Below are 23,571 nucleotides of genomic sequence, written 5' to 3' on the forward strand. Positions count from 1 at the left end.
AATGAGTAAGGTAAAATATTATTATGATTCTGAAACACTTTCGTATAGAAAAATAGAACGAAAGAAGAGACGAACATTTAAGTACATTTCGCTGTTTTTATTAGCTTCTGCCTTGTTTGGTTTTTTATTTGTGTTTATCGCAAGTCAGTATATTGAATCTCCAAAAGAAAAGGCTTTAAAACGTGAGCTTTCTAATATGCAGCTACAATTTCAGTTGCTCAATAAAAAAATGGATGAAACGCAAGATGTACTTGCCAATATTGAAGAGCGCGACAATGCTATTTATCGACTGTATTTTGAAGCAAACCCTATTCCTGAAGAACAACGAAAAGCTGGTTTTGGTGGTATTAACCGTTACAAAGACTTAGAAGGGTTTGACAACTCTAAATTAATTATTGAAAGCCACCGAAGAATGGACATTCTTCAAAAGCAAATTGTTGTACAATCACGATCATTAGACGAAATAGCAACATTAGCCAAAGACAAAGAAAAGTTTTTAGCCTCAATACCTGCCATTCAGCCTGTTAATAATGCCGAATTAACTCGTATGGCATCAGGTTATGGTTATAGAACTGACCCTTTTACTAAAGTGAGAAAATTTCATTTTGGTATGGATTTTACAGCTCCTCGCGGAACTCCTGTTTACGCTTCTGGAGATGGTGTTGTTACCAGAGCAGACAACAGAGCTACTGGTTATGGTAAACATATTAGAATAGACCATGGTTACGGATATGTTAGCCTTTATGCGCACTTATACAACTATAATGTGCGTGCTAACCAAAAGGTTAAACGTGGTGATTTAATAGGTTTTGTTGGTAGTACAGGACGTTCGGAAGCTCCACATTTACACTATGAGATTTTTAAGGATGGTGAACGCATCAACCCTATTAACTTTTATTACGGAAATTTATCTGCTGAAGAATTCTCTGACTTACTAGAAAAAGCTTCTTTAGAAAACCAATCTTTAGATTAATTTTATGCATATAGAACTCCCAGAAAAACGATACTATGGCATTGGCGAAGTTGCAAAAGCTTTTGACGTCAATGCATCATTGATTCGTTTTTGGGAAAAAGAGTTTGATATTCTAAAGCCTAAAAAGAACGCAAAGGGCAACCGTAAATTCACACCAGAAGACATTAAAAACCTAAAGTTTATTTACCACTTGGTAAAAGAACGAGGATTTACTCTTGAAGGTGCAAAAACTCATCTTAAAGAAGAAAAGAAAAAATCGCTAAGTAATTTTGAAATAATTAGTAAATTAGAAGCTATAAAGGCGCAACTAATCAAAATTAAATCACAACTTTAAAACTCTCTTATCATGAAAAAATGGTTACCATGGATTATTGTTGCAATAATCGCAATAGGTTTGTACACTAAAGGAAAAGGTTTTTACAACGAAGCTATAAGCCTTGACGAAAACATTGGCGAGCAGTGGTCCAAAGTAGAAAGTGCTTACCAATTAAGAAGTGACCTTATACCTAACTTAATGAAAGTTGCTGAACGCTATGCCGAATATGAGCAAGAAACTTTTAAAATAGTTACTGATGCGCGTTCTAAAGCCACAAGCATACAAATTGACCCATCAAATATTACTCCTGAGCAACTCACCCAGTTTAAAGAAGTGCAAAGCACTATGACCTCGGCTTTATCTAGGTTACTAGCTGTTTTTGAGCGCTATCCAGACTTAAAAGCTAATGAAAACTACAAGGAATTGATGAACAGTCTTGATCGTGTTGAAAAACGAATTAAAGTAGAACGCGACCGTTTTAATGAAACCATTACACCTTACAATAACTTAGTAAGACAGTTTCCTAACAACCTATACGCAGGCTTTTTTGGATTTGAGAAAAAAGAACGTTTTGAATCTGACGAAGGCGCTGAAAAAGGTATTGACATAAACGATTACAAATCTGACAATTAATGTCTACCGTTGAAAATTTTCTTTCACAAACCGAAGAACAAGAGGTTATTAAAGCCATACGTGAAGCTGAACGTTTAACTTCAGGTGAAATTCGTGTTCATTTAGAAAAAAACGATAATGGAAATGCCGAAGCACGTGCTATGGAAGTGTTTCATTATTTAAAAATGGACAACACCAAATTGCAAAATGGTGTTTTAATTTATGTAGCTATAGAAGACAAGTCGTTTGCTATTTATGGAGATAAAGGCATTAATAATGTTGTGGCTAATGACTTTTGGGAAAGCACAAAAAACACTATCCAATCTCATTTTAAATCTGGTCGTTATAAGGACGGATTAATCTATGGTATTTTAACTGCTGGAGAGCAATTACAGCACCATTTTCCTTGGAATCATTTTGATACTGACGAACTCCCAAATGAAATCTCAAAAATTTAATGCGCAATAGAGTTTACATATTATGTTGTGTGATTGTATGCTTTTTTGCTACTCAGTTTTCATTTGCTCAATTTAAAATCCCTGAAAAACCTACAGGTAGCGATCAAACTAGCGTTTACGACTATATTGGATTGTTATCTAACTCTCAAAAAGACCATTTAGAGCAAAAGTTGATAAGGTATGCCGATTCTACTTCATCTCAAATAGTAGTTGCCATTATTAGTACATTAAATGGAGACGACATTACCCTAGTTGGTGCAAATTGGGGGCACAAATGGGGAATTGGACAAGCTAAAGAGGATAACGGAATTTTAATCTTACTTGCTAAAGACGACCGTCAAATAGATATAAATACAGGTTATGGTATGGAATATCGACTCACTGATATTTTAGCCGAACGTATTATAAACAGAGTCATGATTCCTGAATTTAAAAAAGGGGATTTTTACAGTGGACTAGACAAAGGAACAGACGCAATTTTTGAAGTCCTAAATGGTGAATTTAAAGCTGAATCTACCAAAGAAGATTATAGTTTTCCTATTGGTGTTTTTGTGGTCTTGTTTGTGATGTTTATTGTGCTTTTAATAGCAATTTCTAGTAATCGTCGTGGTAAAGGTGGCGGAAATAGTGGTGGCAAAGGTAAAGACTTAGATAGTAGAGATATTTTAGAAGCCATTATATTGAGTAATATGGGACGAGGCAGCTACGGAAAAAGTTCAGGTGGAGGCATTTTTGGAGGAAACTCTAGTGGTGGAAGCTTTGGTGGAGGTGGTTTTAGTGGTGGCTTCGGTGGAGGCGGATTTGGAGGTGGTGGAGCCTCAGGAAGTTGGTAGTTATGAAAAAGACGATTGTATTTTTAATAATTATTGCTCTTTTTAGTTGCAATGAAGAACAAAAATTAGAAAACACTAATGGACTATTCTCCAAAATTGAATTTCAAGAATTAAATCTATTACTTCATAATTTTGACTCTATCTTAATTGAAGAACACAAAACTTCCTCTACTAAAATTGCTTATTCTGAATTCTCTAAGTATGTATTAAAAAACAATACAATTCCTCCTAATTCTAAAATTGATTCTTTAGGAAAATCTGTTATAAAGTATAATGTTTTTGATAAAATTTGGTGGTCATATAAAAGTTCTAATTCAGATAAATTAAAATACAATTTAGCATCTCAAAGTAACTATCTTAAGTATTTAAAATTAATTGGAGAACAATTTGATTTCATAAAAGAATACACAAATATTATAGAGTCTACAAGTGACATTACACCTTCATTAGCATTTGGGTTTGCTAAAAACATTCAACTAAATGATTTTGAAAATGAAAATATCAGATTAATTTTTGCTATTCACTATTTGACTCTATTGAATAGATAAAATTCACTTCAAAAAACCTCTAACTTTGTAAATTACAAAAACGGAATTAATAAAATAGCAGCTATTTCTTACGCATATAAACGCTTACAGGAACTCCATGAAAATCAAAATGTTCCCTAAGTTTATTTTCTAAAAAGCGCTTATAAGGTTCTTTTACATATTGAGGTAAATTACAGAAAAATGCAAATTGCGGTTGTGGTGTTGGCAATTGCATAATGTATTTGATTTTTACATACTTACCTTTATATGCTGGTGGTGGATTATGGTCTATAATTGGTAATAATACCTCATTAAGCACACTAGTTTTTATACGCTTTGTTCTGTTTTTATAAACTTCAACAGCTGTTTCAATAGCTTTAAAAATACGTTGCTTGTTCAATACCGAAATAAACACAATTGGCACATCAACAAAAGGTTCAGTTTCTCGTCTTATCATTTTTTCAAACTCTCTGGTTGTTTTATTATCCTTTTCAACCAAATCCCATTTGTTTACCAAAATAACAATGCCTTTACGGTTACGTTCGGCTAGCCAAAAAATGTTTTGTACTTGACCATCAAACCCTCTTGTAGCATCTAAAACCAATAAGCACACATCGCAATGTTCAATAGCTCTAACGCTTCGCATTACTGAATAAAACTCAAGGTTTTCTTTTACTTTAGATTTTTTACGTATTCCTGCGGTGTCTACTAAATTGAACTCAAAACCAAAACGATTATATTTTGTATCAATGGAGTCTCTTGTAGTACCAGCAATATCAGTAACTATATATCTATCTTCACCTATCAAAGCATTTATAAAAGAAGATTTCCCTGCATTGGGACGACCTACAACTGCAAAACGTGGTAACTCTTCTTCTTCTACTTCTTCTTTTTCAGGTAAGGCTTCAACTAGAGCATCTAACAAATCTCCTGTTCCACTACCATTAATACTTGCAATAGTATAGTACTCTCCAAGACCTAATGCATAAAACTCTACTGCATCTTCAGCACGCTTAGCATTGTCAACTTTATTAACAGCTAAAAACACTGGTTTTTCAACTTTACGAAGAAGCTTAGCAACGTCTTCGTCCATTCCTGTTACACCAGTTTCTACATCAACCATAAAAATAATGGCATCGGCTTCATCTATAGCAAGTTCTACTTGTTTATCAATTTCGGCTTCAAAAACATCATCACTACCAATAACATAGCCACCTGTGTCGATAAGAGAAAACTCTTTACCGTTCCAGTCACTTTTTCCATAATGACGGTCTCTGGTAACTCCACTAACGGCATCAACAATGGCTTCTCTACGTTGTATTAAACGATTAAAGAAGGTTGATTTTCCTACATTTGGTCTTCCTACAATAGCTACTATGTTGCTCATTATGATTATTTTTTGCGCCTGCAAAGATAATATTAGTTTGCAGTATTTTAAGATAAAAAAGTGTTTTACTTTTGGTTATACCCAAAACGCTTTAATTGATTTGTATTTGTACGCCAATTTTTATTGACTTTTACATATAATTCTAAATGAATTTGTTTTCCAAAGAATTTTTCTAAATCTTTTCTAGCCTCAATACCTACGCGTTTTAAAGCAGCTCCTTTATGTCCAATGATAATACCTTTTTGAGTATCGCGCTCTACCATAATTACCGAACGCATTCTAATGATATTTTCTTCTTCAAAAAACTCTTCGGTATCAATTTCTACAGCATAAGGAATTTCTTTCTTATAGTGTAAAAGTATTTTTTCGCGAATGGTTTCATTAACAAAAAAGCGTTCAGGTTTATCGGTAAGCTGATCTTTTGGATAAAAAGGTGGTGACTCTGGAAGCAACTCTATAATTCTGTTAAATACTTCTTTTACTTGAAATCCTTCTAATGCAGAAATAGGAAAAATTTCAGCATTTGGCACTTTTATTGCCCAAGATTGAACTTGCTCTTCTAGCTGTTGCTGGTCAGAAGTATCTATCTTATTTAATAACAATAAAACAGGAATTTTAGAATTAGTGATTTTATTGAAAAAGGCTTCATCTTTCAACTCCTTTTCTCCTATTTCAACCATGTAAATTAATACATCGGCATCATCAAAAGCAGATTTCACAAAATCCATCATGGATTCTTGAAGCTCATATGCTGGTTTTATAATTCCTGGTGTATCACTTAAAACCACCTGAAAGTCGTCTCCATTTACAATACCTAATATTCTATGACGAGTAGTTTGCGCCTTAGAAGTTATTATTGATAATTTTTCACCTATAAACGCATTCATAAGTGTTGACTTACCAACGTTAGGGTTTCCTATAATATTTACAAATCCAGCTTTATGCATTTTCATTAATTCTTGTTGGCAAAGATACAGCTTAATATTATAAAAAAACCTTTCAAGCTATTTGAAAGGTTTTTTTAAGTTATTTGAGGTTTATTTTACTTTGAAAAATAGACGTAAATAGCAACTACTATAAGTGTAATCAATCCGCCTACAAGCTTTACATGTTTCCATGGAGTAATATCAACTTGCTCAGTATACTCTTGCACATAAGCTTCTTTTCTTGGGAAGAAATATCCAATCACAAGCATTATTATAATGTTAACTACAAACAAGATAGCCATAATGTGCAAAAAGTGTGGATATGCTTCGGCTTCTACCAGCTTTAATGCAGCAGGATCTGTAACTCCTGAAGCTTTTGCAGCTTCTAATGCTTTTTCTACTTTATTTGGACCAATGATGAACTGACTAACAATATACATTATTGATCCTGAAATAATACCAATTTTAGCAGCAATGGCTGGTACTCTTTTGGTTAAATACCCAACAACAATAATTGTAAGAATTGGAATACTGTAAATACCATTAATTTCTTGTAAATACTTAAATAAGCTTCCTGCATTTTCTATCATAGGAGCAATAAACATTGCTGCCAATGCTAAGCATATACCAAAGATTTTACCATATTTTACAACTGTAGATTCATCGGCATTTTTATTGATATGTTGTTTGTAAATATCAATACCAAACAATGTTACCGAACTATTCAATACACTATTAAAAGAACTTAAAATAGCACCAAACAACACTGCTGCGAAAAATCCAACAAGATATTTAGGTAATACAGCTCGTACTAATTCAGGATACGCTAAATCACTAGAAGCAAGTCCACCTTCAAAATAGTAATAGGCAATCATACCTGGAAGCACTAAAATTAATGGTCCTAAAATTTTTATAAATGAAGCAAGCACTAATCCTTTTTGTCCTTCAGCTAAGTTTTTAGCCCCAAGTGCTCTTTGTATGATTTGTTGGTTGGTTCCCCAATAAAATAACTGAACTAACATCATTCCTGTAAAAATGGTTGAAAAAGGAACCTCTTGACCTGGGTTACCTGTAGAATCAAAACGTTCTGGGTTTGCAGACATAAGTGTTTCTAAACCTCCAAAAACCGAACCATCACCAATTGCCATTAATCCGAAAACTGGTATCAATATTCCTCCTATCAATAAACCTATTGCGTTAATTGAATCTGATACTACAACAGCTTTTAAGCCTCCAAAAACTGCATAAATAGATCCAATTATTCCAATTCCCCAAATACAAATTACCAAAGCTGAAGAATCTGAAACGTTTAATAGTGTTGGCACATCAAACATTCCGCTGATTGCTACAGAACCAGAGTACAAAATTACAGGTAGCAATACCACAACATAACCCGTCAAAAACAAAGCTGATGTTATAGTTTTAGTAGAGACGTCAAATCTATTAGCTAAAAACTGAGGAATTGTTGTTAGTCCACTTTTAAGGTATCTTGGCAACAAGAAAATAGCAGTTACAATCATAGCAATAGCAGCTAAGGTTTCCCATGCCATTACTGATAAACCATCAGTATATGCACTACCATTAAGACCAACAATTTGTTCGGTTGATAAATTAGTCAATAATAAAGATCCTGCAATAACTCCTGCAGTTAGACTTCGTCCTCCTAAAAAGTATCCATCGGAAGATTTTTCATCAGTTTTACGCGTTGCATAATAGGAAATTATAGCCACAAGCGCAGTAAACCCAACAAAGGATAAAATTCCAATCATAATAATGTTACGTTAAATATTAGTTAGTTATAAAGGGCAAAAAACTATGCTCAATGCCTCTAATTTATAAAAGTAACTAAAATATAGTTTATAATTGGTATTCTCAGACTTTTCATAAAATTAAAAAGCCAAACACTTTCGTATTTGGCTTGTTGTAGCGGGAACTGGACTCGAACCAGTGACCTTCGGGTTATGAGCCCGACGAGCTACCTACTGCTCTATCCCGCGATATTGGACTGCAAATATAATACGTTTTTTTTGATTACAAAACTTTATTCAAAATAAAACTCCCAACAGAAAAATCTGTTGGGAGAAATAACTAATTAAAATACTTTAAAAATTTAATCTTCAGTATCTAAAGTTGCAATGCTTCCTTTAGAGTTATTATTTTGAGCATCAAAGTTTCTAATATTTGGAAACTTATCTTGTAAAGATGCTAAGTCTCCTTTAAATGCATTATTTCCTAATAATAACACTTTTAGATTTGTTAAGCTTGCTAATTCAGATGGTAAATCACCATAAAAGGCATTATCAGCAAGTACTAGCTCTTCTAAATTAGTTAAGTCACCAATTGAAGAAGGCACTATTCCAAATAAGTTATTATCAAAAACGCTTAATACTTTAAGTTTTTTAAGATTAGAAATGCTTGAAGGAAGCTTTCCTGTTAAGTTATTACTGCTAACTAAAAATTCTCTCAGGTTAGTCAACTTTTCAATAGAAGCTGGAATTGAACCTTTTAAATTGTTGTTATATAATTCTAATGTTCTTAATCTTGTTAAGTTACCAATTTGAGAAGGTATTGTTCCTTCAATACTATTCATGTACAACTGTAATGAAACTAATGATGTTAAATCAGTAATTGTATTTGGCAACTCTCCATTAAGCTTATTGAAAGCTATGTTTAAATATCTTAAGGATTTTAATTTTCCTATTGAAGAAGGAATGCTACCTGTGATGTTATTTCTGAAAAAGTTAATTTTTTCAAGATTAACTAAATCACCAAATTCAAATGGTAAATTTCCTGTTAAGTTATTGAACTCTAAATTCAACTCAACAACTTTATCATTTCTAATAACAACTCCATGCCAATTAGATACTGGCGCATTTAAATCCCAAGTTTTAGTCCAAGATTGACCTCCTGTAGAGTTATATAATGCTTTTAAAGCATCTTTTTCTTTGGTGGAAATACTAGCAAATGAAAATACTGTTACTAGACAGAATAACAATGTAGTTTTTATGGTTTTCATAATAGTAGATTTTGTTGAGGGAGCACATTTATATGACGAATATAGATATAAGTCGTTGAATCACCAATTATTTTCGATGAAATGCACAACTCAACAACACCAAAAAAACATAAATAATTGATTTTAAGCAAACTAACAAAACACTACTGTTCTATATTATTCGCTTCAAAACCAGAAATTTGATTGTTTTTTACACTGATATTCAACCTAATAGGATTGCAACAAACCTCACAATCTTCGATGTAGTTTTGATTACTTTGTGAAGTATCAACAAGCATGGAAATTTCTTCCCAACAGTAAGGACATTGAAAAAAATACTCTTCCATTTACCACGCTTTTAAAATTGAACATTCAATAACTCACCACTGATTTGAAGAAGGGTAAGTTCAGCTAATTTAGCATCATATTTTGCTTGGTTTTTACTAAGCTCAGCATTAAGCAAGTTTAATTGAGCTTGTCTAAACTCTATTGAAGTTACTTGACCGAGTTTAAATTTTTCTTGAGTACGGTCGAAATTATTTTTAGAGGTGATTATATTTTCTTCCTGAACCCTATATATCGTTAACTTGTTTTGGTAATCGTCCCAAGCATTATTGAAGTTTCGTTCGATATCAATTATAATTTGATCTTTTTGTAACTGCTGAGTTTCTAAATTTATTTTAGCGTTTTTAACTCTGGTTATAGCGCTTCCTCCATCAAATAAATTCCAGCTTAAATTTAATCCACCAGACAAACCTGTATTAGTTGATACAGCTAAGAATGATGCAGCATTGTTATTGTTTTTATTCCATCCATAAGAACCTGTTAATCCTAAGGTTGGTAAATATGCAGCCTTATTAAACTTTATATCGTATTCGCTTATTAAAATGTTTTTTTCTAATTGTAATAATGTAACGTTGTTAGATTTCATTTGTTCTAACAAATGGTCTTTATTAAGCTGAAGTTTAAACGTTACCAAAGTATCTGCTTCAAACTGAGAGTTCATAACATTACCCATCACAACATTTAAATCGCGTTTAGAATTTTTTAATTGCTGATTAGCGTTAATGTAATTAATGCTATCGTTATTAATATCAACTTGAGCGTTCAATACACCAAGTTTTGTGCTTTGACCATAATCAAACTGGTATTGTGCTCTTGTTAACCTATCTTTTGAGATGTTTAAGGTTTGTTCTAAAGCCGAAGTGTTTTCAGACAATTGAGCTACATTGTAATATACTGAGAGTAATTGCAGTATTGTATTTTCAATTGTTTCTCTTGCTTGTAGTTCTGATAATTGCTCTTCTTCCTTTAATCTTTTGTAGTTATATCGTCTTCCTAATCCGTCAAATAATGTATAGTTTAGGTTAATTGACGCATTGTAACGCGAACTTTCGGCACCTTCTAAAGTTGTAACACTTCCATCAGAAAACTCTGCTTCTGTATTATCAATATTATATGTTGCTCCTCCACTTGCTGTTACTGTTGGCAAGTATCCAGTATTTAAAACATTGGTATTATTTTCGGCAATTTCAACATTTTTATTCGCTATTTTAATACCATAGTTATTCTCCAAAGCAATTTCAATTGCTTCTTGTGTAGTGAGTACATCTTGAGCGCTGACTAAACTCGCTATTAAAATAAAAATTACAGATATAGAATACTTAATGTTCATCTTCAATATTTTGTTCTTTTATAGCACGTTCTACTTCTTCTTTAGTAACATTTTTACCTGTTGCCAACCATTTAGAATTCTTTTTGGCGCTATTAGTCACTGAAATTAAAAGCGGTAAAATTAACAATGTTAAAACTGTAGCGATACCAATACCATAGGCTATTGAAATTGCCATTGGCTTTAAAAATTGTGCTTGCCTACTCTTTTCTAAAAGTAAAGGTGCAATACCTGCAATTGTAGTTAATGAGGTTAAGAATATAGCTCTAAATCGGGCTTTACCTGCCTCAAAAAGGGCATCGTCAAATTTCATACCTTCTTTTAAAAAGGAATTGAATTTACCTATGAGTACCAATCCATCATTTACCATAATTCCAACTAGTGCAATAATTCCTAAAGCTGACAAAATATTAATTGGAAAATCATGAAACCAATGTCCCCAAGCTACTGCTATGAAACTAAACGGAATCATAAGTATCAATAATAATGGTTGACTATAACTTCTGAATGTAAACGCAATAACTACATATATTAAGAATATAACAACTGGCACTACTATTCTTGCTGAATTGGTGAGTTTGTTTTTCTCTCTGTTTTGCCCTTCGTAAGATGCACTAATGGTAGGATATTTAGACATCAGCTCTGGCATAACATTGGTTCTTATGTCTTGTAAAATCTCGGTTGGACTTCCTTTAATATCTTTCAAGTCTGCATTAACCTGAATTTCTCTTCTTCCGTCAAGGTGACTAATACTCTCGTCGCCTCTTTTAATTTCATAAGTTGCTATTTCTCCAAATGGAACTCGTTGACCTAAAGGTGTAACGATACGCATTTCATCAAGGTCGTTAATTGATTCTCTATTAACCCTATCATATCGTACCCAAACACGAATTTCATCTTGCCCACGTTGAAAACGTTGCGCTTGTAAACCAAAAAAACCTGCTCTTACTTGACTCATCACCTCTCTTAAATTTAAACCAAGTGCATAAGCCGATTCTTTAAGTTCAATATTAATTTCCTTTATTCCTTCTGGGTCAGTATCAGAAATATCAGTTAAAAGAGGATTATTTTCTAAGGCAAGCCTCAATTCATCTTTAGCCAATTTAAGCTCTTCGGTATTATTTCCTAATAAAGAAATAGACACAGGATTACCTCCAAAGTTTCCTCCCGAACCAAAAGTTAAACGCTCCACTCCATACACTTCTCCAACAGCTTCTCTAATAGAATTTGTAATTTCAGGTGAACCAAAATCACGTTCTTCACCTGGTAATAAGTTAACACTTAAACTTGCTTTGTTATTTCCTGGACCAACACGTTTAATAATATTTTGAACCACTTGCTTATTACCAGATTGCCTTTGTGTGTAATCCTCGTTAACTTCCCATGCAGCAGTTTCAACCATGGTTATTATTGAGTCTGTGATTTTTGGGTTTGTCCCTTCAGGCATTAATAAGTCTATACTCACTCTATCACTCGCAATACTTGGGAAAAACGCACTTCGTATAACACCTGCTTTAAAAGATCCGACTGTAAGTATCATCAATGCCAATAAAATTGAAAATGTTATAAAGCGTTGGTTTAAAGCAAATCGCAATGCTGGAGTATATAACGTATCTCTAAGATACACCATGAATTTATCTCCTAGTTCATTAAACTTCCTAAGTTTTAAAAACAGTTTTGCTATTCCTTTTTTCTTTGCCTTTTCTTCTTCGGAAAGATGTGTAAGCGCTTTGGAATGTGCAATATGAGCAGGAAGAATAATTAATGCTTCAACTAACGACACAACTAAGGTCAACATTACAATAACCGAAACTTCGCTAAAAAACGCACCTATACGACCATCTAAAAACAGAAACGTTGAAAAGGCTAAAACGGTTGTAAGAATCGCTGATAAAATAGGAGGTACAACTTCCATAGTACCATCTATTGCAGCTTGTATTCTTGGTTTTCCTTTTTCAAAATGCTGGTAGATATTTTCAGAAATTACAATACCATCATCTACCAGAATACCAATAACTATTATCATTCCAAACAAAGACAATACATTAATGGTAACATTAAACAAAGGTGCAAAAATGAACATTCCTAAAAAGGCTACTGGTAAACCTAACGCAACCCAGAATGCTAAACGCGTATTAAGAAATAGTGATAAAAAGAATAGCACTAAAAAGATACCTACAGCACCATTTTCTAAAAGTAATTGTGTTCTTTGGTTTAGCCGTATTGAAGAGTCGCTAACTACATCTATTTTAACTCCTGAATGCTTTTGATTAAATTCCTCAATGTACGCGTTTACTTTTTCTGCAGCAGAAAGAAGGTCTTCACTATTTGTATTTGTAATTTCAACATTTACTGCAACATTACCATTAAAATAGGATGCATTTGGTGTTTCTGAAAAACGGTCTTTTATAGTTGCCACATCTTGCAATCGTACTACAGTACCATCTTCTCTTGCTCTAACAGGCAAGTGATTTAACTCATTACCATAATAAGACCTATTGTTTGCTCTAATTAAGTAATCTTCACTATCGGTTTTTATATTTCCACCAGTAGATAAAATATTAGCTTGAGCGACTGCATTTGCAACCTCAGAAAAGGTTAAGTTATACGCTAAAAGGTCATTTTCTCGTACAGCAATTTCTATTTCTTCTTCAGGATAACCAGAAATATTGATTTGAGAAATCCCATCCATAGCTCTCAAATCGTTTTCTATTTGTCGTCCTATTTGTTTTAATGAAGCGAGTTCAATATTATCTCCACTAATAGCAAAATCAATGGTTTGCCTAATACGTTCTTGTTTTGCAACCACCAAGGGTTCCATTCCTGTAGGGAAATTCGGCACTCTATCAACTGCATTTTTTACTTCGGCGAGCATATCGTCTATATCCTCATCACTTTCAATTTCAACGGTAATACTCCCTCCATTTTCTCTTGAGGTAGAAGTTACTCGCTCAACACCTACTAATCCTTTAAGGTTGTCTTCAACTTTTAAAACAATACCTTCTTCAATCTCTTGAGGTGCTGCTCCAGGATAGGTAATATTTATGGAAATGGTTTCAGATTCTTGTAACGGAAAAAAGGATGATTTTAATTGAAAAACGCCTAAAACCCCAAAGATGAGAAACGCAATGATAATTATATTTACTGCAACTTCATACTTTATGAAATAGCTAATTATTTTTCTCATAATCAGTTATTGGTTTGTTGTGAAGTCGATTCTTGGTTAACTTTTACTAGCATACCAGCATAAGCTCCAGGGACTGATTTAGACAAAATTTTTGTTCCGTCAGGAACACCTTTTATCACAACTTCTTTTGGTGAAAAATAAACTGGCTTAACTTGTATTAAATCTAAAATACTATCTTTAATAATGAATATTTCAGATTCATCAACTAGTAGCTTTCTTGAAATTTTAATCGCATTAGGTTCGTCTTTAGCCTCTAAATTGGCTTCAAGAAACATCCCTTCTTTTAAGTTGTCGCCTTTTACTTCTACAAACACTTTTATGGTTTGAGTAGCTTGGTCAATTCTACCGTTAACTCTTGTCACATTACCTATATAGGTTTGGTTACCTTCTAGTGTGTTTAGCTCTACTTTTTCTCCTATTTGAAGTAAATCACTAAAGGTTTTACTAATTGCCAATTCTAACTCATAAACCGAAGTATCAATATATTCTCCTAATTTTTGACCAGAACGCACCAAAGTACCTTTAGTTACTAAAGCTTCGGTTAAAATGCCATTAAAAGGTGCATAAATACTATACTTTGAAAGTCGTTGTTCTAGGTTCTTAATATTGTAGTAAGACGACACAATACCTCTTCCTGTGATAAAATAATTGGCTTTTTCATTAGTTGACTCAGGTAAAGGTGCAACACTTTTGCTAATATCAAAATTTTTAAGATATGCTTCCCAGGCTGGGAAAACTTCAGGGTAATCCAGTCTTAAATCTGGCATTATAGAAGTTATCAAGTTATACAAATCACTTTTTGCTGATTGCACTGAAGCATAATACTCGCTACTATTTATTCTAATTAAGGATTCGCCTTTTCGGTATGGTTGTCCTGCTTTAAAATCGTGAGCACTACTTTGAAAAACACCTTGTACTTCAGAATATAGTTCTAATTTATGTTTTGCCACCAAAGTTCCATTTGCAGGTATGGTTATTGGAACTGTTGTATTTGTTACTGTTTCAGCAAAAACAGTCTTTACTACTTTTTCTATTCTAGGTTTTGGCTTATTGCTATTTTCAATAATTAAATAGGCTCCGAAAACAGCTAACAAAATAATAACTAGCCCAATAGCTGAGAGTATTAGTTTTCTCATTAAATGATTTTTGATGGTAATACCTACAAAAATATTTATTTGCTTGTGGTAAGCCGTTAAAAAAAACTTAAAAAAGAATACTCTTTATGAGGTCATACCATCAATTTCTTCCTGAATAGTTTCCCATTCTAACATCAATGTTTCTAATTGGTCTTTTTTAGCTTGATAGGTGTCAAAAAAACTAGGGTCTGAAACGACTTCATCATAATTGGTAGCGAGCTCAACATCAATGTTTTTTATTTCTTTTTCAAGTGAGTTGATTTTAGACTCTGTATTACTTAGTTTATTATTTAAAGATTTTAGTTTCTTTTGATCTTGGTAGGATTGTTTGTTATTTGCTTCTTTAGGAGCTTCTTTAACAACGTCTCTTTTTTCTATTTCCCTGAGACTTTCAACATTTCGTTGCTCTAAGTAATAGTCTATATCACCTAAATACTCTTTAATTTTCTGGTCTTTAAACTCATAAACTTTATCTACTAAACCTTGAAGAAAATCTCTATCGTGAGATACCAAAATTAAAGTCCCTTCAAAACGTTTTAGCGCTTCCTTCAACACATTTTTGGATTTAATATCGAGATGGTTTGTAGGCTCATCCATTACCAAAACGTTAAACGGCTGAAGCATTAATTTTGCCATTGCCAAACGGTTACGTTCACCTCCTGAAAGCACACGTACATACTTATCAACTTCTTCTCCTCTAAATAAAAAAGCACCTAAAATATCTCTTACTTTAGTTCGGTTAGTTTCGTTAGCAGCATCAATCATGGTGTCATGCACAGTTTTGTTACCATCTAAATATTCTGCTTGGTTTTGGGCAAAATATCCTATTTGCACATTGTGTCCAAGTTTTAGATGTCCTTGATGCTTTATTTCATTAACAATAATTTTTGCTAGTGTAGATTTTCCTTGACCATTTTGACCAACGAATGCAGTTTTAGAATCGCGCTCAATAGTAAGGTCAATATTATTCAATACTTGTAAGTCTCCATAATGTTTTGAAACGCCTTCGGCTTCAACAACTACTTTTCCTGGAGTAATGGAAACCGGAAAATTAAGTGTCATTACGCTGTTATCATCTTCATCGACCTCAATCCTATCAATTCTATCCAGCTTTTTTATAAGCGATTGTGCCATAGAAGCTTTTGATGCTTTGGCTCTAAATTTTTCAATTAACTTCTCAGTTTGTTGAATTTGCTTTTCTTGATTTTTCTGAGCTGCTAGCTGCTGGTCTTTGATTTCTTTACGTAATACTAAAAACTTTGAATACGGTTTAGGATAATCGTAAATTCTTCCTAATGAAATTTCAATAGTTCTGTTGGTTACATTGTCTAAAAACATTTTGTCGTGAGACACAATAACCACTGCTCCATTATAACTTTTCAAAAATCCTTCTAGCCAAATAATAGATTCGATATCTAAATGGTTTGTAGGCTCATCTAGTAATAATATATCGTTGTTTTGAAGTAATAGTTTAGCGAGTTCAATACGCATTCTCCATCCTCCAGAAAATGTATCGGTTAGTTTACCAAAGTCTTCGCGTTTAAATCCTAAACCTTGAAGTATTTTTTCGGTTTCACCTTGATAATTATAACCTCCAATAATCTCATATTGATGTTGCACATCGTTAAGATCAATCATTAGCTGGTTATACCCTTCACTTTCATAGTCTGTACGTTCAGCTAATTGCGTATTGATATCTTCCATTTTAGCTTCGAGCGATTTAATCTCTTCAAAAGCTTGGTAAGACTCTTCTAAAACTGTTCTTCCAAAAACAAAGTCGATATCTTGTTTTAAAAACCCAATACTTAAGTTTTTATCTGCTGCCATTTGACCTGAATCGGCTTCCATTTCACCAGAAAGAATTTTAAGCATTGTGGATTTTCCTGCTCCGTTTTTTCCAATCAATCCTACTCTATCTCCAGAGCCTAATTTAAAGGTGATTTCTTCGAATAGATATTCGCCTTGAAAAGAAATGGATAGATTATGAATATTGAGCATTTGCTACTATTGTTACAAAGAATTAATGATTAAAGACTATTTTTGTATAGAGATACAAAACGCAAAAATAAACTTTTAATCATGATAAAAAAAGGAAGCAAATTATATAGCATTTTCACTGGCGCATGCCCTAAATGTCATGAAGAATCTATGTATACTACAAAAAACCCTTATGTTTTAGGTGATACTCTAAAGATAAATGAGAGATGTTCTAATTGTAACACAAAATACAGAATTGAGCCTTCGTTTTTTTATGGTTCAATGTATGTGAGTTATGGTGTAGGTATTGCATTTGCTGTTGCTGCTTTTGTTATTAGTTACTTATTTTTAAACACTAGCTTAAAAGTTGCTTTTATAGCTATAATTGGAACTTTGGTTGCTTTTGGACCAATAATAATGCGATTATCCAGAAATATATGGATTAATCTTTTTATGCATTATGATAAGACTTTAGCTAAGAAGTAACTCAAAAAACTATCTATCTAAAAAGTAGGTTCCGCATCAAGTGCGGAATGACAAAGCTGAACGAAACTGATATATCTATTTGAGAACATATTTGTTCAAATTAAAAATCTTGAAATATTTATTTCGCTATCTAAATTTTCGTTGCGCTCAATATGGTTAAAGAGTTGCTGTGCAACATAAGGAGCAATCATAACACCTCTAGTTCCTAGTCCGTTTAATACAAAAACGTTGTTGTAATTATTATGCGAACCTACTAAAGGTCTTCTATCTTTTACCGTTGGTCTTATTCCTGCTACTTGATTAACAACTTCAAAACTGCAAGTCATAAACTTTTTCAATTTATTAACTAGTTCTTCTTTTGCTTCAATAGTTGTTGAGTTTGTTTTATCATCCCAATTATAAGTCGCTCCAACAGAATATAAATCGTCTCCCAAAGGCACTAAAAAAGCTGATGACTTTAAGATGTAGTCTAGCTTTAAGTCTGGTGCTTTAATGGTTAGTATCTCACCTTTAGTTCCACTAAGTGGAAGGTTTTTAAAATACGGATTTTTTAAAATCCCAAAGCCTTCAGAAAACACAATATGTGATGCACTAATAGTATTGTACTTTATCTCTTGCCTATCTATGATTAAATCTTCATATTTAAACAACTCTTTGTATAGTCTATTGTTGTCTTCAAGGAATAATCTATACGAATCAATAAGCACATTAGTATCAATTCTACCTGTATGTAAGACTTCTCCAAAACCAAAAGGAGCATCAATCGATACATTGGTATTCTTTACAATCTTTGTAGATAAATAAGGCTCTAAGGCTGGTTTATCAGCAGCTGAGAACCATTCGTTTTGCTCTTCTATTGATGAAAACCTTCTGTAAATAGACGATTTATAATCCAGTTTCTTACTTAACAAACTTTCAAGGCTTTTATAATAAGGCAAAGCAATATCCAATTGTTCTTGAGCTCTCCAAACCTCAGTAAATCGTTTTAAAATAACTGGGTTATATAATCCTGCTGCAACAGTTGATGAGTGCTGAGATGAATTATCAAATACCACAAAAGATTTGTTGTTCTGTCGTAACTGCTCGCAAAAAGCAATTCCTGCTAGTCCACAACCTACTATTATATAATCTACTTTCATGTACAATTAAAGAGTAACAAAGGTAAGGCGAAGGGTAATTATTAAAAAACAAAAAGCTCACTTAATAAGCGAGCTTTTTATTTTATGTAGAAGTCTATACTTAGTAAGACCACATATCTTGTTCAAAGTTTCTAATCTTTTCTTTGATACGATCAGATTCTAATAACTGCATTAATGCGTTATCTGCAACATATTCTTTAACCTCTCTATCTCCATATACATTTTCCTCTTTGTACATGTAACCGTTAAAACGTCTTGAGTTTAACAAGTGGTCAAAAGATATTGGCATTGCACTATTTTTGTTATTGAATGATTTTGCTTCATGCAGAACCTCTCTTGCTTCAGGATAAAATACCCAAAACAAAGCATTAGGCACTTTATTAGCTTCGTCATTTGAGTTAATAAAGTTTACGTCTGGTGCTGCTGGAGCAATACCAAGTAATCTGTACTTTAACTCTCCTTGTCTCTTGTCAAAATACCACAGACCTTTAATTAAATACGCTTTAATATCGTAAGCTTCAATTCTAGTTGTAGTAATATATTCAGGATCCACGAATCCTTCAGCGTTGAATTGGTCGTATCCAATACCTAAAGTATCTACTTTTGTTGTAATATCAGCTAAATCTTTAAGTGTTCTTTTAGCAGTGAAATAAGAATCATCATAGATATTCTTGATTTTTCCGTCTCTAACCGCTTTAATTAACACATGATATAAAGAACGTCTTTCACTTCCAATATTATTAGTATCTACTGGATAGTACAGTGGAAAGTTAGCTCTTTCATCAAGAACAATTTTTTCCCAAGTCATTTTAGAAAATAGTATGTCTCTGTCATCAACATATCCATATTCCAATGGCTTATCGTTATCCAATGCTAACTGAGCCTCTGTCTTCACTCCAATTTCTTCAGGTTTCTTAGCATTTAAGATGTTTGCCTGAGAAAATGTATTAAGAGTAAAACCTACTATTAGTACAATTGACAATAAGAATTTATTATTCATTTTTTTAATTTTTAATTTAACCATTATTACATAAGTAGTCTGTATAAAACAGATTAGTTAGATAGCTCTATTAATATAGGAGCTGCTGGTTTGATTTTAGGACCAGAACTTGTTGATCTAATCTCAAAAATCTGAACAGTGTCACCACGCTTAGCTTTACGTAATGCGTTTTTAGCAGCACTATTCAATCTGTTACCTTGTACAGTAACCGATGGTTGACCTGGAACTTTAAATTTAAATCCTGTTACGTTAAGTGGTAAGTCAAAATCAAAGTCTAATAGTTTTGCTTCAACTCTACCTATTTCAACGTTGTTTCTTGGTAAACTAAATGATCCGTCTTGACCAGCTAAAACACCTACAGGCTTAGGGATATCTTTAATTCTAAATGTAGCTCTATCACTAACTTTTGATCCATCTGGTAAAGTACCTGTAACATTAATTGTTACCTCTTTACCACTTGTAGGTACCATGTTATATTTTCCTACTCCAGAACCTTTTGATAAACCTGGTCCACTAGCAGACACATTGTTATCTGAAATACCAGCAAAAGAAATAGTCATAGGGTTATTAACACCTCTATATACTACATTCATTTTATCAGCAGATATTGTAGCAGAGTTTGGTTTAGGTACTACAGCGTAAGTACTTTTTACAGGAATGCTAATGATAGAATCTCCTTCTTTAAACTGGAACTCACCTTCTATTTCACGCTCTCCAACTGCACCTGCAGGGAAATCTAAAATAGTTTGACCAGCTTGCATAGACTCAGCTGAAAGCTCTTGTCCATTAATAATTACTTTATCAGCTCTTAATGTTTTGTCATTTTTACCTAAGATGATACGTCCTGTAAAGTTTTCTCCTGAGAAGAAAGCTGTTTTGTCTGGAACAACAATTGCATCAAAGTTAGTTAACGATGCTTCAATTTTTAATTGCTCTCCAAGCATTGATTGTAATACTTCTGTTTCAGTAGTTTTAACATCAGCTTGTAATTGAGTCATTTTAGTTAAAGAAGCAACTAAAGGAAATCCTTTATAGTGGTAATCTAACCAATCAATAGTGTTTCCATCTCTATTTTTTACAGGCTCTGTAGCAAATTTCTTCTTTACATCATCAGCCATACTTGCTAACTCTGGGTTACCTGCTAAAATATTAGACACTCCATCTCTAAACTTAGCTATTTGATTTAAAAATTCTTCTCCTTCAGGCTTTAGTTTATCTCCTTTAAAGAAATGGTTATCTAGGAAATCTCCTTTATCCATTACTTCATAATCTTTAGGGTCTTCAACCTTAGCAGTCATTTGAGCTTTTAAATCATCTAAATAACTATTAAAATCAGTCGCTAATTTGTCTATTTGATCAGCGTCAGCCTTTAAAGGTCTATACTTAGCTGGTTGCTCGTCTACTTTAGCAGCTAAACCTTCCATAAATGCAGCGTTACGTTCAGTAGCAGCTTCATTAGACTCGGTTAGCTTTTCGTTCATTAATCCAAATGCCGATAGCACTTCTTTTGACATATTCAATGCTAGCATCGCAATGAAGATCAAATACATCAAGTTAATCATTTTCTGCCTTGCAGATAATTTTCCTCCTGCCATTTTAAATTAGTTTTTTGTTGTTAATTGTTTTAATTAATTGCGAAAATTAAAAACTAATTTAGTTTTTGTTCATAGCAGATAGCATTCCACCATATACTCCATTTAATGAAGAAAGGTTAGATGCTAAAGATTGCATTTGCTCTTTAAGTTTAGTTGCGTTTTCAACAGCTTCTTCGTTAATAGCAGCTTGACGGTTAACGCTTTCTAATTGTACTTTATAAAGGCTGTTTAATGATTCCATTTGTGCAGCAGCAAGAGATAATTCTTCTCCATACTTTTTAGTAGCAGCAATTGAATCTACAGTTGGGCTAATGCTTTTAGCAGCACCTTCGAAGTTTTTGATGCTTTCACCTAAGCTAGTCATAAGCTCACCATCAATTTTAGCTTCTTTTAATAAGTTATCTAATTTCTTAGACAATAAACCTTCAGCATCTTTTGGCTCTTCAGCTTTTTTCTTTTTGTTTGAAGAAGCTCCTCCAGCCAATTCTGGGTATACTAAAGACCAGTCTAATTCATCGTCTACTGGTTCAAATGCAGATAATGCGAATATAATTGCCTCAGTAATAAGACCGATTGCTAACATAACATTACCAGTTAAAAATCCAATTTCGAAGTGAATAATTTTGAATAGTGCTCCAATGATTACTACTGATGCTCCTAGTCCGTAAGCCATGTTCATGAACCTCTTACTTGCTTTTGATTGTGCCATAATTTTTGTGTTTTTAGTTTAAGTTAAATATTACCTAAGTAGGTTAGTATTAATTGTTAATTTAAGTTGTTGTTGTTTTTAATTTCTTGCGTTGTTTGTTACTTCAGTACCCATGTAATCTTGTACTGTTCTAAATCCTATGTAACTTCTTGCAGAATCAGCATATTCATAATCTCTTGAGCTTACTTGTAAGAAATATGCAACATCTTTCCATGATCCACCACGTACAACTTTACGCTCATTATCAGGATCGTTTACATTAGGGTTAATTGTTGAAGAGTATTCATAAGAACCTGGATCGTAAGAACCGTACACCCATTCTGACACATTGCCTGCCATGTTGTATAAGTTGTAGTCATTTGGCTCATATGCATCAGCTTCTACAGTATATAAAGCTTGATCAGCAGCATAATCTCCTCTTAAAGGCTTAAAGTTTGCCATAAAACAACCTCTGTCATTTTTAGTATATGGTCCACCCCAAGGGAAAGTTGCTCCTTGCAATCCACCTCTTGCAGCATATTCCCATTCTGCTTCTGAAGGTAGTCTGAATGAATTTACAAAAGCTTTACCTTTACTCTTTTGGTAACCATTTTTATTTAATGTTCTCCACTGACAGAAAGCATTTGCTTGTTTCCATGACACTCCTACTACAGGATAATCTCCGTAAGCATCATGCCAAAAATAATCGTTATGCATTGGCTCATTATAAGAGTAAGCGAAGTCTCTAATCCAAGCAGTAGTATCAGGATACACCTCAACCTCTTCAGTAATTAATACATCTTTACGTCTTAGGTTTTTATTTTTAGCTGCTTTTTTAATGTCCATATAAGTATACTGGAACTTGAATTTTTTCACATCCCAAGTACGTTGTCCATTGTAAGATTCCTCAATTGGTAAATACATTGTATCCATAACCTCAGCATAGTACTCATCTGGATATTCAGAAGTATCAAAAATCAAATCTACATCATGATTTAATTTTCTTCCTTCATAACCAGTTGGTCCAAGTCCACTATAATTATCAATCATGTATTTTTCATAAACACTCATGTTTGTAGTATCGGCATCTTTAAAGGCAAATTCACCAGTACCACCATCGTCAGGTGTTAATCCAAAATCATCTGCAATAATTGCAAGGTTAGTTCTAATAATTGAGTCTCTTACCCAATTAACAAACTGACGATACTCACTGTTAGTGATTTCAGTTTCGTCCATGTAGAACGCTCTAACTGTAGCAGTTCTTGTTGGTGCATCTTGTACACCAGCTAGGTCATCATCTGATTTACCCATAATAAATGCTCCACCTGGAACAAGCGTCATTCCATAGGGCTTTTCAGGATGCCATTTCTTTCCTTTAACTCCAACTAGTTCTCCTCTGTCTCCAGAGCCACAACTAACTAATAGAGCTAACACAGCGGTTAATAAAGCAAACTTCTTCATATTCATAGAAACTCGAGGTTAAATTAGTTTAAAATTGTTCGGTTATTAAATGTTAAATTTTTAAAAAAAATTTGTTTTCCCAATTTTGAGGCAGTAAACATATCCATATATTTTCAAAAAAACAATTTTTTTTTATTTTTTTTTGCACTTCATCCCAAAAAGCATGCATTTCATCGATGAAATTGACTTTTAGGATTAAAAAA

General features: G+C 33.1%; 21 protein-coding genes and 1 tRNA gene. 7 read left to right on the top strand and 15 right to left on the bottom strand.

Features of this window, described 5'->3' with window-relative positions:
- The first annotated feature begins 1 nt into the window (after position 1).
- The 6 genes from OD803_RS01015 to OD803_RS01040 are packed head-to-tail and all read left to right on the top strand — an operon-like array spanning position 2 to position 3,740.
- Positions 2 to 973, top strand: a complete 972-nt coding sequence (locus tag OD803_RS01015) for a M23 family metallopeptidase (RefSeq protein WP_129759165.1) — start codon at positions 2 to 4, stop codon at positions 971 to 973.
- A 4-nt stretch (positions 974 to 977) separates the two neighbouring features.
- Positions 978 to 1,307 (top strand): MerR family transcriptional regulator, encoded by a 330-nt coding sequence (locus OD803_RS01020; protein ID WP_131505871.1) that lies wholly within the window; start codon positions 978 to 980, stop codon positions 1,305 to 1,307.
- 12 nt (positions 1,308 to 1,319) lie between these two features.
- On the top strand, positions 1,320 to 1,922 hold the full coding sequence (locus OD803_RS01025) for a LemA family protein (protein WP_129759167.1): 603 nt from the start codon (positions 1,320 to 1,322) through the stop codon (positions 1,920 to 1,922).
- Positions 1,922 to 2,359, top strand: coding sequence for a TPM domain-containing protein (locus OD803_RS01030; RefSeq protein ID WP_262732044.1), 438 nt, complete (start codon positions 1,922 to 1,924; stop codon positions 2,357 to 2,359). The genes OD803_RS01025 and OD803_RS01030 overlap by 1 nt, the downstream gene beginning before the upstream one ends.
- On the top strand, positions 2,359 to 3,192 hold the full coding sequence (locus OD803_RS01035) for a TPM domain-containing protein (protein ID WP_262732045.1): 834 nt from the start codon (positions 2,359 to 2,361) through the stop codon (positions 3,190 to 3,192). Before OD803_RS01030 ends, OD803_RS01035 begins: the two co-directional genes overlap by 1 nt.
- Positions 3,193 to 3,194: 2 nt before the next feature.
- Entirely contained in the window at positions 3,195 to 3,740 is a 546-nt protein-coding gene (locus OD803_RS01040) for a hypothetical protein (protein WP_262732046.1), read from the top strand.
- A gap of 61 nt (positions 3,741 to 3,801) precedes the next feature.
- Here OD803_RS01040 and der read toward each other — a convergent pair whose 3' ends face one another.
- The 10 genes from der to OD803_RS01090 all read right to left on the bottom strand — a co-directional run bounded on the left by der (position 3,802) and on the right by OD803_RS01090 (position 17,020).
- Positions 3,802 to 5,106, bottom strand: coding sequence for a ribosome biogenesis GTPase Der (gene der, locus OD803_RS01045; protein ID WP_131505876.1), 1,305 nt, complete (start codon positions 5,104 to 5,106; stop codon positions 3,802 to 3,804).
- A gap of 65 nt (positions 5,107 to 5,171) precedes the next feature.
- Positions 5,172 to 6,053, bottom strand: coding sequence for a GTPase Era (gene era / locus OD803_RS01050; protein ID WP_262732518.1), 882 nt, complete (start codon positions 6,051 to 6,053; stop codon positions 5,172 to 5,174).
- Positions 6,054 to 6,148: 95 nt separating this feature from the next.
- Positions 6,149 to 7,801, bottom strand: a complete 1,653-nt coding sequence (locus tag OD803_RS01055) for a solute:sodium symporter family transporter (protein ID WP_262732047.1) — start codon at positions 7,799 to 7,801, stop codon at positions 6,149 to 6,151.
- 155 nt (positions 7,802 to 7,956) lie between these two features.
- Positions 7,957 to 8,029: transfer RNA gene (locus OD803_RS01060), tRNA-Met, on the bottom strand.
- 113 nt (positions 8,030 to 8,142) lie between these two features.
- Complete coding sequence (locus tag OD803_RS01065; RefSeq protein WP_262732048.1) at positions 8,143 to 9,048, bottom strand: leucine-rich repeat domain-containing protein; 906 nt, start codon at positions 9,046 to 9,048, stop codon at positions 8,143 to 8,145.
- Positions 9,049 to 9,191: 143 nt separating this feature from the next.
- Positions 9,192 to 9,374, bottom strand: coding sequence for a CPXCG motif-containing cysteine-rich protein (locus tag OD803_RS01070; RefSeq protein WP_262732049.1), 183 nt, complete (start codon positions 9,372 to 9,374; stop codon positions 9,192 to 9,194).
- An 11-nt stretch (positions 9,375 to 9,385) separates the two neighbouring features.
- On the bottom strand, positions 9,386 to 10,702 hold the full coding sequence (locus OD803_RS01075) for a TolC family protein (protein WP_262732050.1): 1,317 nt from the start codon (positions 10,700 to 10,702) through the stop codon (positions 9,386 to 9,388).
- Positions 10,692 to 13,886, bottom strand: coding sequence for an efflux RND transporter permease subunit (locus OD803_RS01080; protein WP_262732051.1), 3,195 nt, complete (start codon positions 13,884 to 13,886; stop codon positions 10,692 to 10,694). Before OD803_RS01080 ends, OD803_RS01075 begins: the two co-directional genes overlap by 11 nt.
- A 2-nt stretch (positions 13,887 to 13,888) precedes the next feature.
- Complete coding sequence (locus OD803_RS01085; RefSeq protein ID WP_262732052.1) at positions 13,889 to 15,022, bottom strand: efflux RND transporter periplasmic adaptor subunit; 1,134 nt, start codon at positions 15,020 to 15,022, stop codon at positions 13,889 to 13,891.
- An 84-nt stretch (positions 15,023 to 15,106) separates the two neighbouring features.
- Positions 15,107 to 17,020, bottom strand: a complete 1,914-nt coding sequence (locus tag OD803_RS01090; protein WP_129759178.1) for an ABC-F family ATP-binding cassette domain-containing protein — start codon at positions 17,018 to 17,020, stop codon at positions 15,107 to 15,109.
- Positions 17,021 to 17,101: 81 nt separating this feature from the next.
- Between OD803_RS01090 and OD803_RS01095 the strand changes: the two genes are divergently transcribed.
- Complete coding sequence (locus OD803_RS01095; protein WP_129759179.1) at positions 17,102 to 17,485, top strand: DUF983 domain-containing protein; 384 nt, start codon at positions 17,102 to 17,104, stop codon at positions 17,483 to 17,485.
- 95 nt (positions 17,486 to 17,580) lie between these two features.
- On the opposite strand, the gene OD803_RS01100 is transcribed toward OD803_RS01095, so the two are convergent.
- The 5 genes from OD803_RS01100 to porK form a co-directional block, all read right to left on the bottom strand.
- Positions 17,581 to 18,624 carry an NAD(P)/FAD-dependent oxidoreductase gene (locus OD803_RS01100; RefSeq protein WP_262732053.1) on the bottom strand — a complete coding sequence of 348 codons (1,044 nt, stop codon included), beginning with the start codon at positions 18,622 to 18,624 and terminating at the stop codon, positions 17,581 to 17,583.
- Between the two features lie 100 nt (positions 18,625 to 18,724).
- Positions 18,725 to 19,624, bottom strand: coding sequence for a type IX secretion system ring protein PorN/GldN (gene porN, locus OD803_RS01105; RefSeq protein WP_131505886.1), 900 nt, complete (start codon positions 19,622 to 19,624; stop codon positions 18,725 to 18,727).
- Positions 19,625 to 19,677: 53 nt separating this feature from the next.
- Entirely contained in the window at positions 19,678 to 21,219 is a 1,542-nt protein-coding gene (porM, locus tag OD803_RS01110; protein WP_129759182.1) for a type IX secretion system motor protein PorM/GldM, read from the bottom strand.
- Between the two features lie 58 nt (positions 21,220 to 21,277).
- Positions 21,278 to 21,928, bottom strand: coding sequence for a type IX secretion system motor protein PorL/GldL (gene porL / locus OD803_RS01115; RefSeq protein ID WP_129759183.1), 651 nt, complete (start codon positions 21,926 to 21,928; stop codon positions 21,278 to 21,280).
- A 78-nt stretch (positions 21,929 to 22,006) separates the two neighbouring features.
- Positions 22,007 to 23,368 (bottom strand): type IX secretion system lipoprotein PorK/GldK, encoded by a 1,362-nt coding sequence (porK, locus tag OD803_RS01120; RefSeq protein ID WP_165353652.1) that lies wholly within the window; start codon positions 23,366 to 23,368, stop codon positions 22,007 to 22,009.
- Between the last annotated feature and the right edge of the window lie 203 nt (positions 23,369 to 23,571).

Source organism: Gaetbulibacter sp. NE (assembly GCF_025548475.1).
Taxonomy (GTDB): Bacteria; Bacteroidota; Bacteroidia; order Flavobacteriales; family Flavobacteriaceae; genus Gaetbulibacter_B; species Gaetbulibacter_B jejuensis.

Bases quoted from the DNA above. Each gene is read 5' to 3' on its own strand.
- OD803_RS01080 (WP_262732051.1), bottom strand. From the start codon at position 13,886: ATGAGAAAAATAATTAGCTATTTCATAAAGTATGAAGTTGCAGTAAAT.
- porK (WP_165353652.1), bottom strand. From the start codon at position 23,368: ATGAAGAAGTTTGCTTTATTAACCGCTGTGTTAGCTCTATTAGTTAGT.
- era (WP_262732518.1), bottom strand. From the start codon at position 6,053: ATGCATAAAGCTGGATTTGTAAATATTATAGGAAACCCTAACGTTGGT.
- der (WP_131505876.1), bottom strand. From the start codon at position 5,106: ATGAGCAACATAGTAGCTATTGTAGGAAGACCAAATGTAGGAAAATCA.
- OD803_RS01100 (WP_262732053.1), bottom strand. From the start codon at position 18,624: ATGAAAGTAGATTATATAATAGTAGGTTGTGGACTAGCAGGAATTGCT.
- OD803_RS01075 (WP_262732050.1), bottom strand. From the start codon at position 10,702: ATGAACATTAAGTATTCTATATCTGTAATTTTTATTTTAATAGCGAGT.
- OD803_RS01085 (WP_262732052.1), bottom strand. From the start codon at position 15,022: ATGAGAAAACTAATACTCTCAGCTATTGGGCTAGTTATTATTTTGTTA.
- porM (WP_129759182.1), bottom strand. From the start codon at position 21,219: ATGGCAGGAGGAAAATTATCTGCAAGGCAGAAAATGATTAACTTGATG.
- OD803_RS01040 (WP_262732046.1), top strand. From the start codon at position 3,195: ATGAAAAAGACGATTGTATTTTTAATAATTATTGCTCTTTTTAGTTGC.
- OD803_RS01070 (WP_262732049.1), bottom strand. From the start codon at position 9,374: ATGGAAGAGTATTTTTTTCAATGTCCTTACTGTTGGGAAGAAATTTCC.
- OD803_RS01055 (WP_262732047.1), bottom strand. From the start codon at position 7,801: ATGATTGGAATTTTATCCTTTGTTGGGTTTACTGCGCTTGTGGCTATA.
- OD803_RS01035 (WP_262732045.1), top strand. From the start codon at position 2,359: ATGCGCAATAGAGTTTACATATTATGTTGTGTGATTGTATGCTTTTTT.
- porN (WP_131505886.1), bottom strand. From the start codon at position 19,624: ATGAATAATAAATTCTTATTGTCAATTGTACTAATAGTAGGTTTTACT.
- OD803_RS01020 (WP_131505871.1), top strand. From the start codon at position 978: ATGCATATAGAACTCCCAGAAAAACGATACTATGGCATTGGCGAAGTT.
- OD803_RS01090 (WP_129759178.1), bottom strand. From the start codon at position 17,020: ATGCTCAATATTCATAATCTATCCATTTCTTTTCAAGGCGAATATCTA.
- OD803_RS01095 (WP_129759179.1), top strand. From the start codon at position 17,102: ATGATAAAAAAAGGAAGCAAATTATATAGCATTTTCACTGGCGCATGC.
- OD803_RS01030 (WP_262732044.1), top strand. From the start codon at position 1,922: ATGTCTACCGTTGAAAATTTTCTTTCACAAACCGAAGAACAAGAGGTT.
- OD803_RS01015 (WP_129759165.1), top strand. From the start codon at position 2: ATGAGTAAGGTAAAATATTATTATGATTCTGAAACACTTTCGTATAGA.
- OD803_RS01065 (WP_262732048.1), bottom strand. From the start codon at position 9,048: ATGAAAACCATAAAAACTACATTGTTATTCTGTCTAGTAACAGTATTT.
- OD803_RS01025 (WP_129759167.1), top strand. From the start codon at position 1,320: ATGAAAAAATGGTTACCATGGATTATTGTTGCAATAATCGCAATAGGT.
- porL (WP_129759183.1), bottom strand. From the start codon at position 21,928: ATGGCACAATCAAAAGCAAGTAAGAGGTTCATGAACATGGCTTACGGA.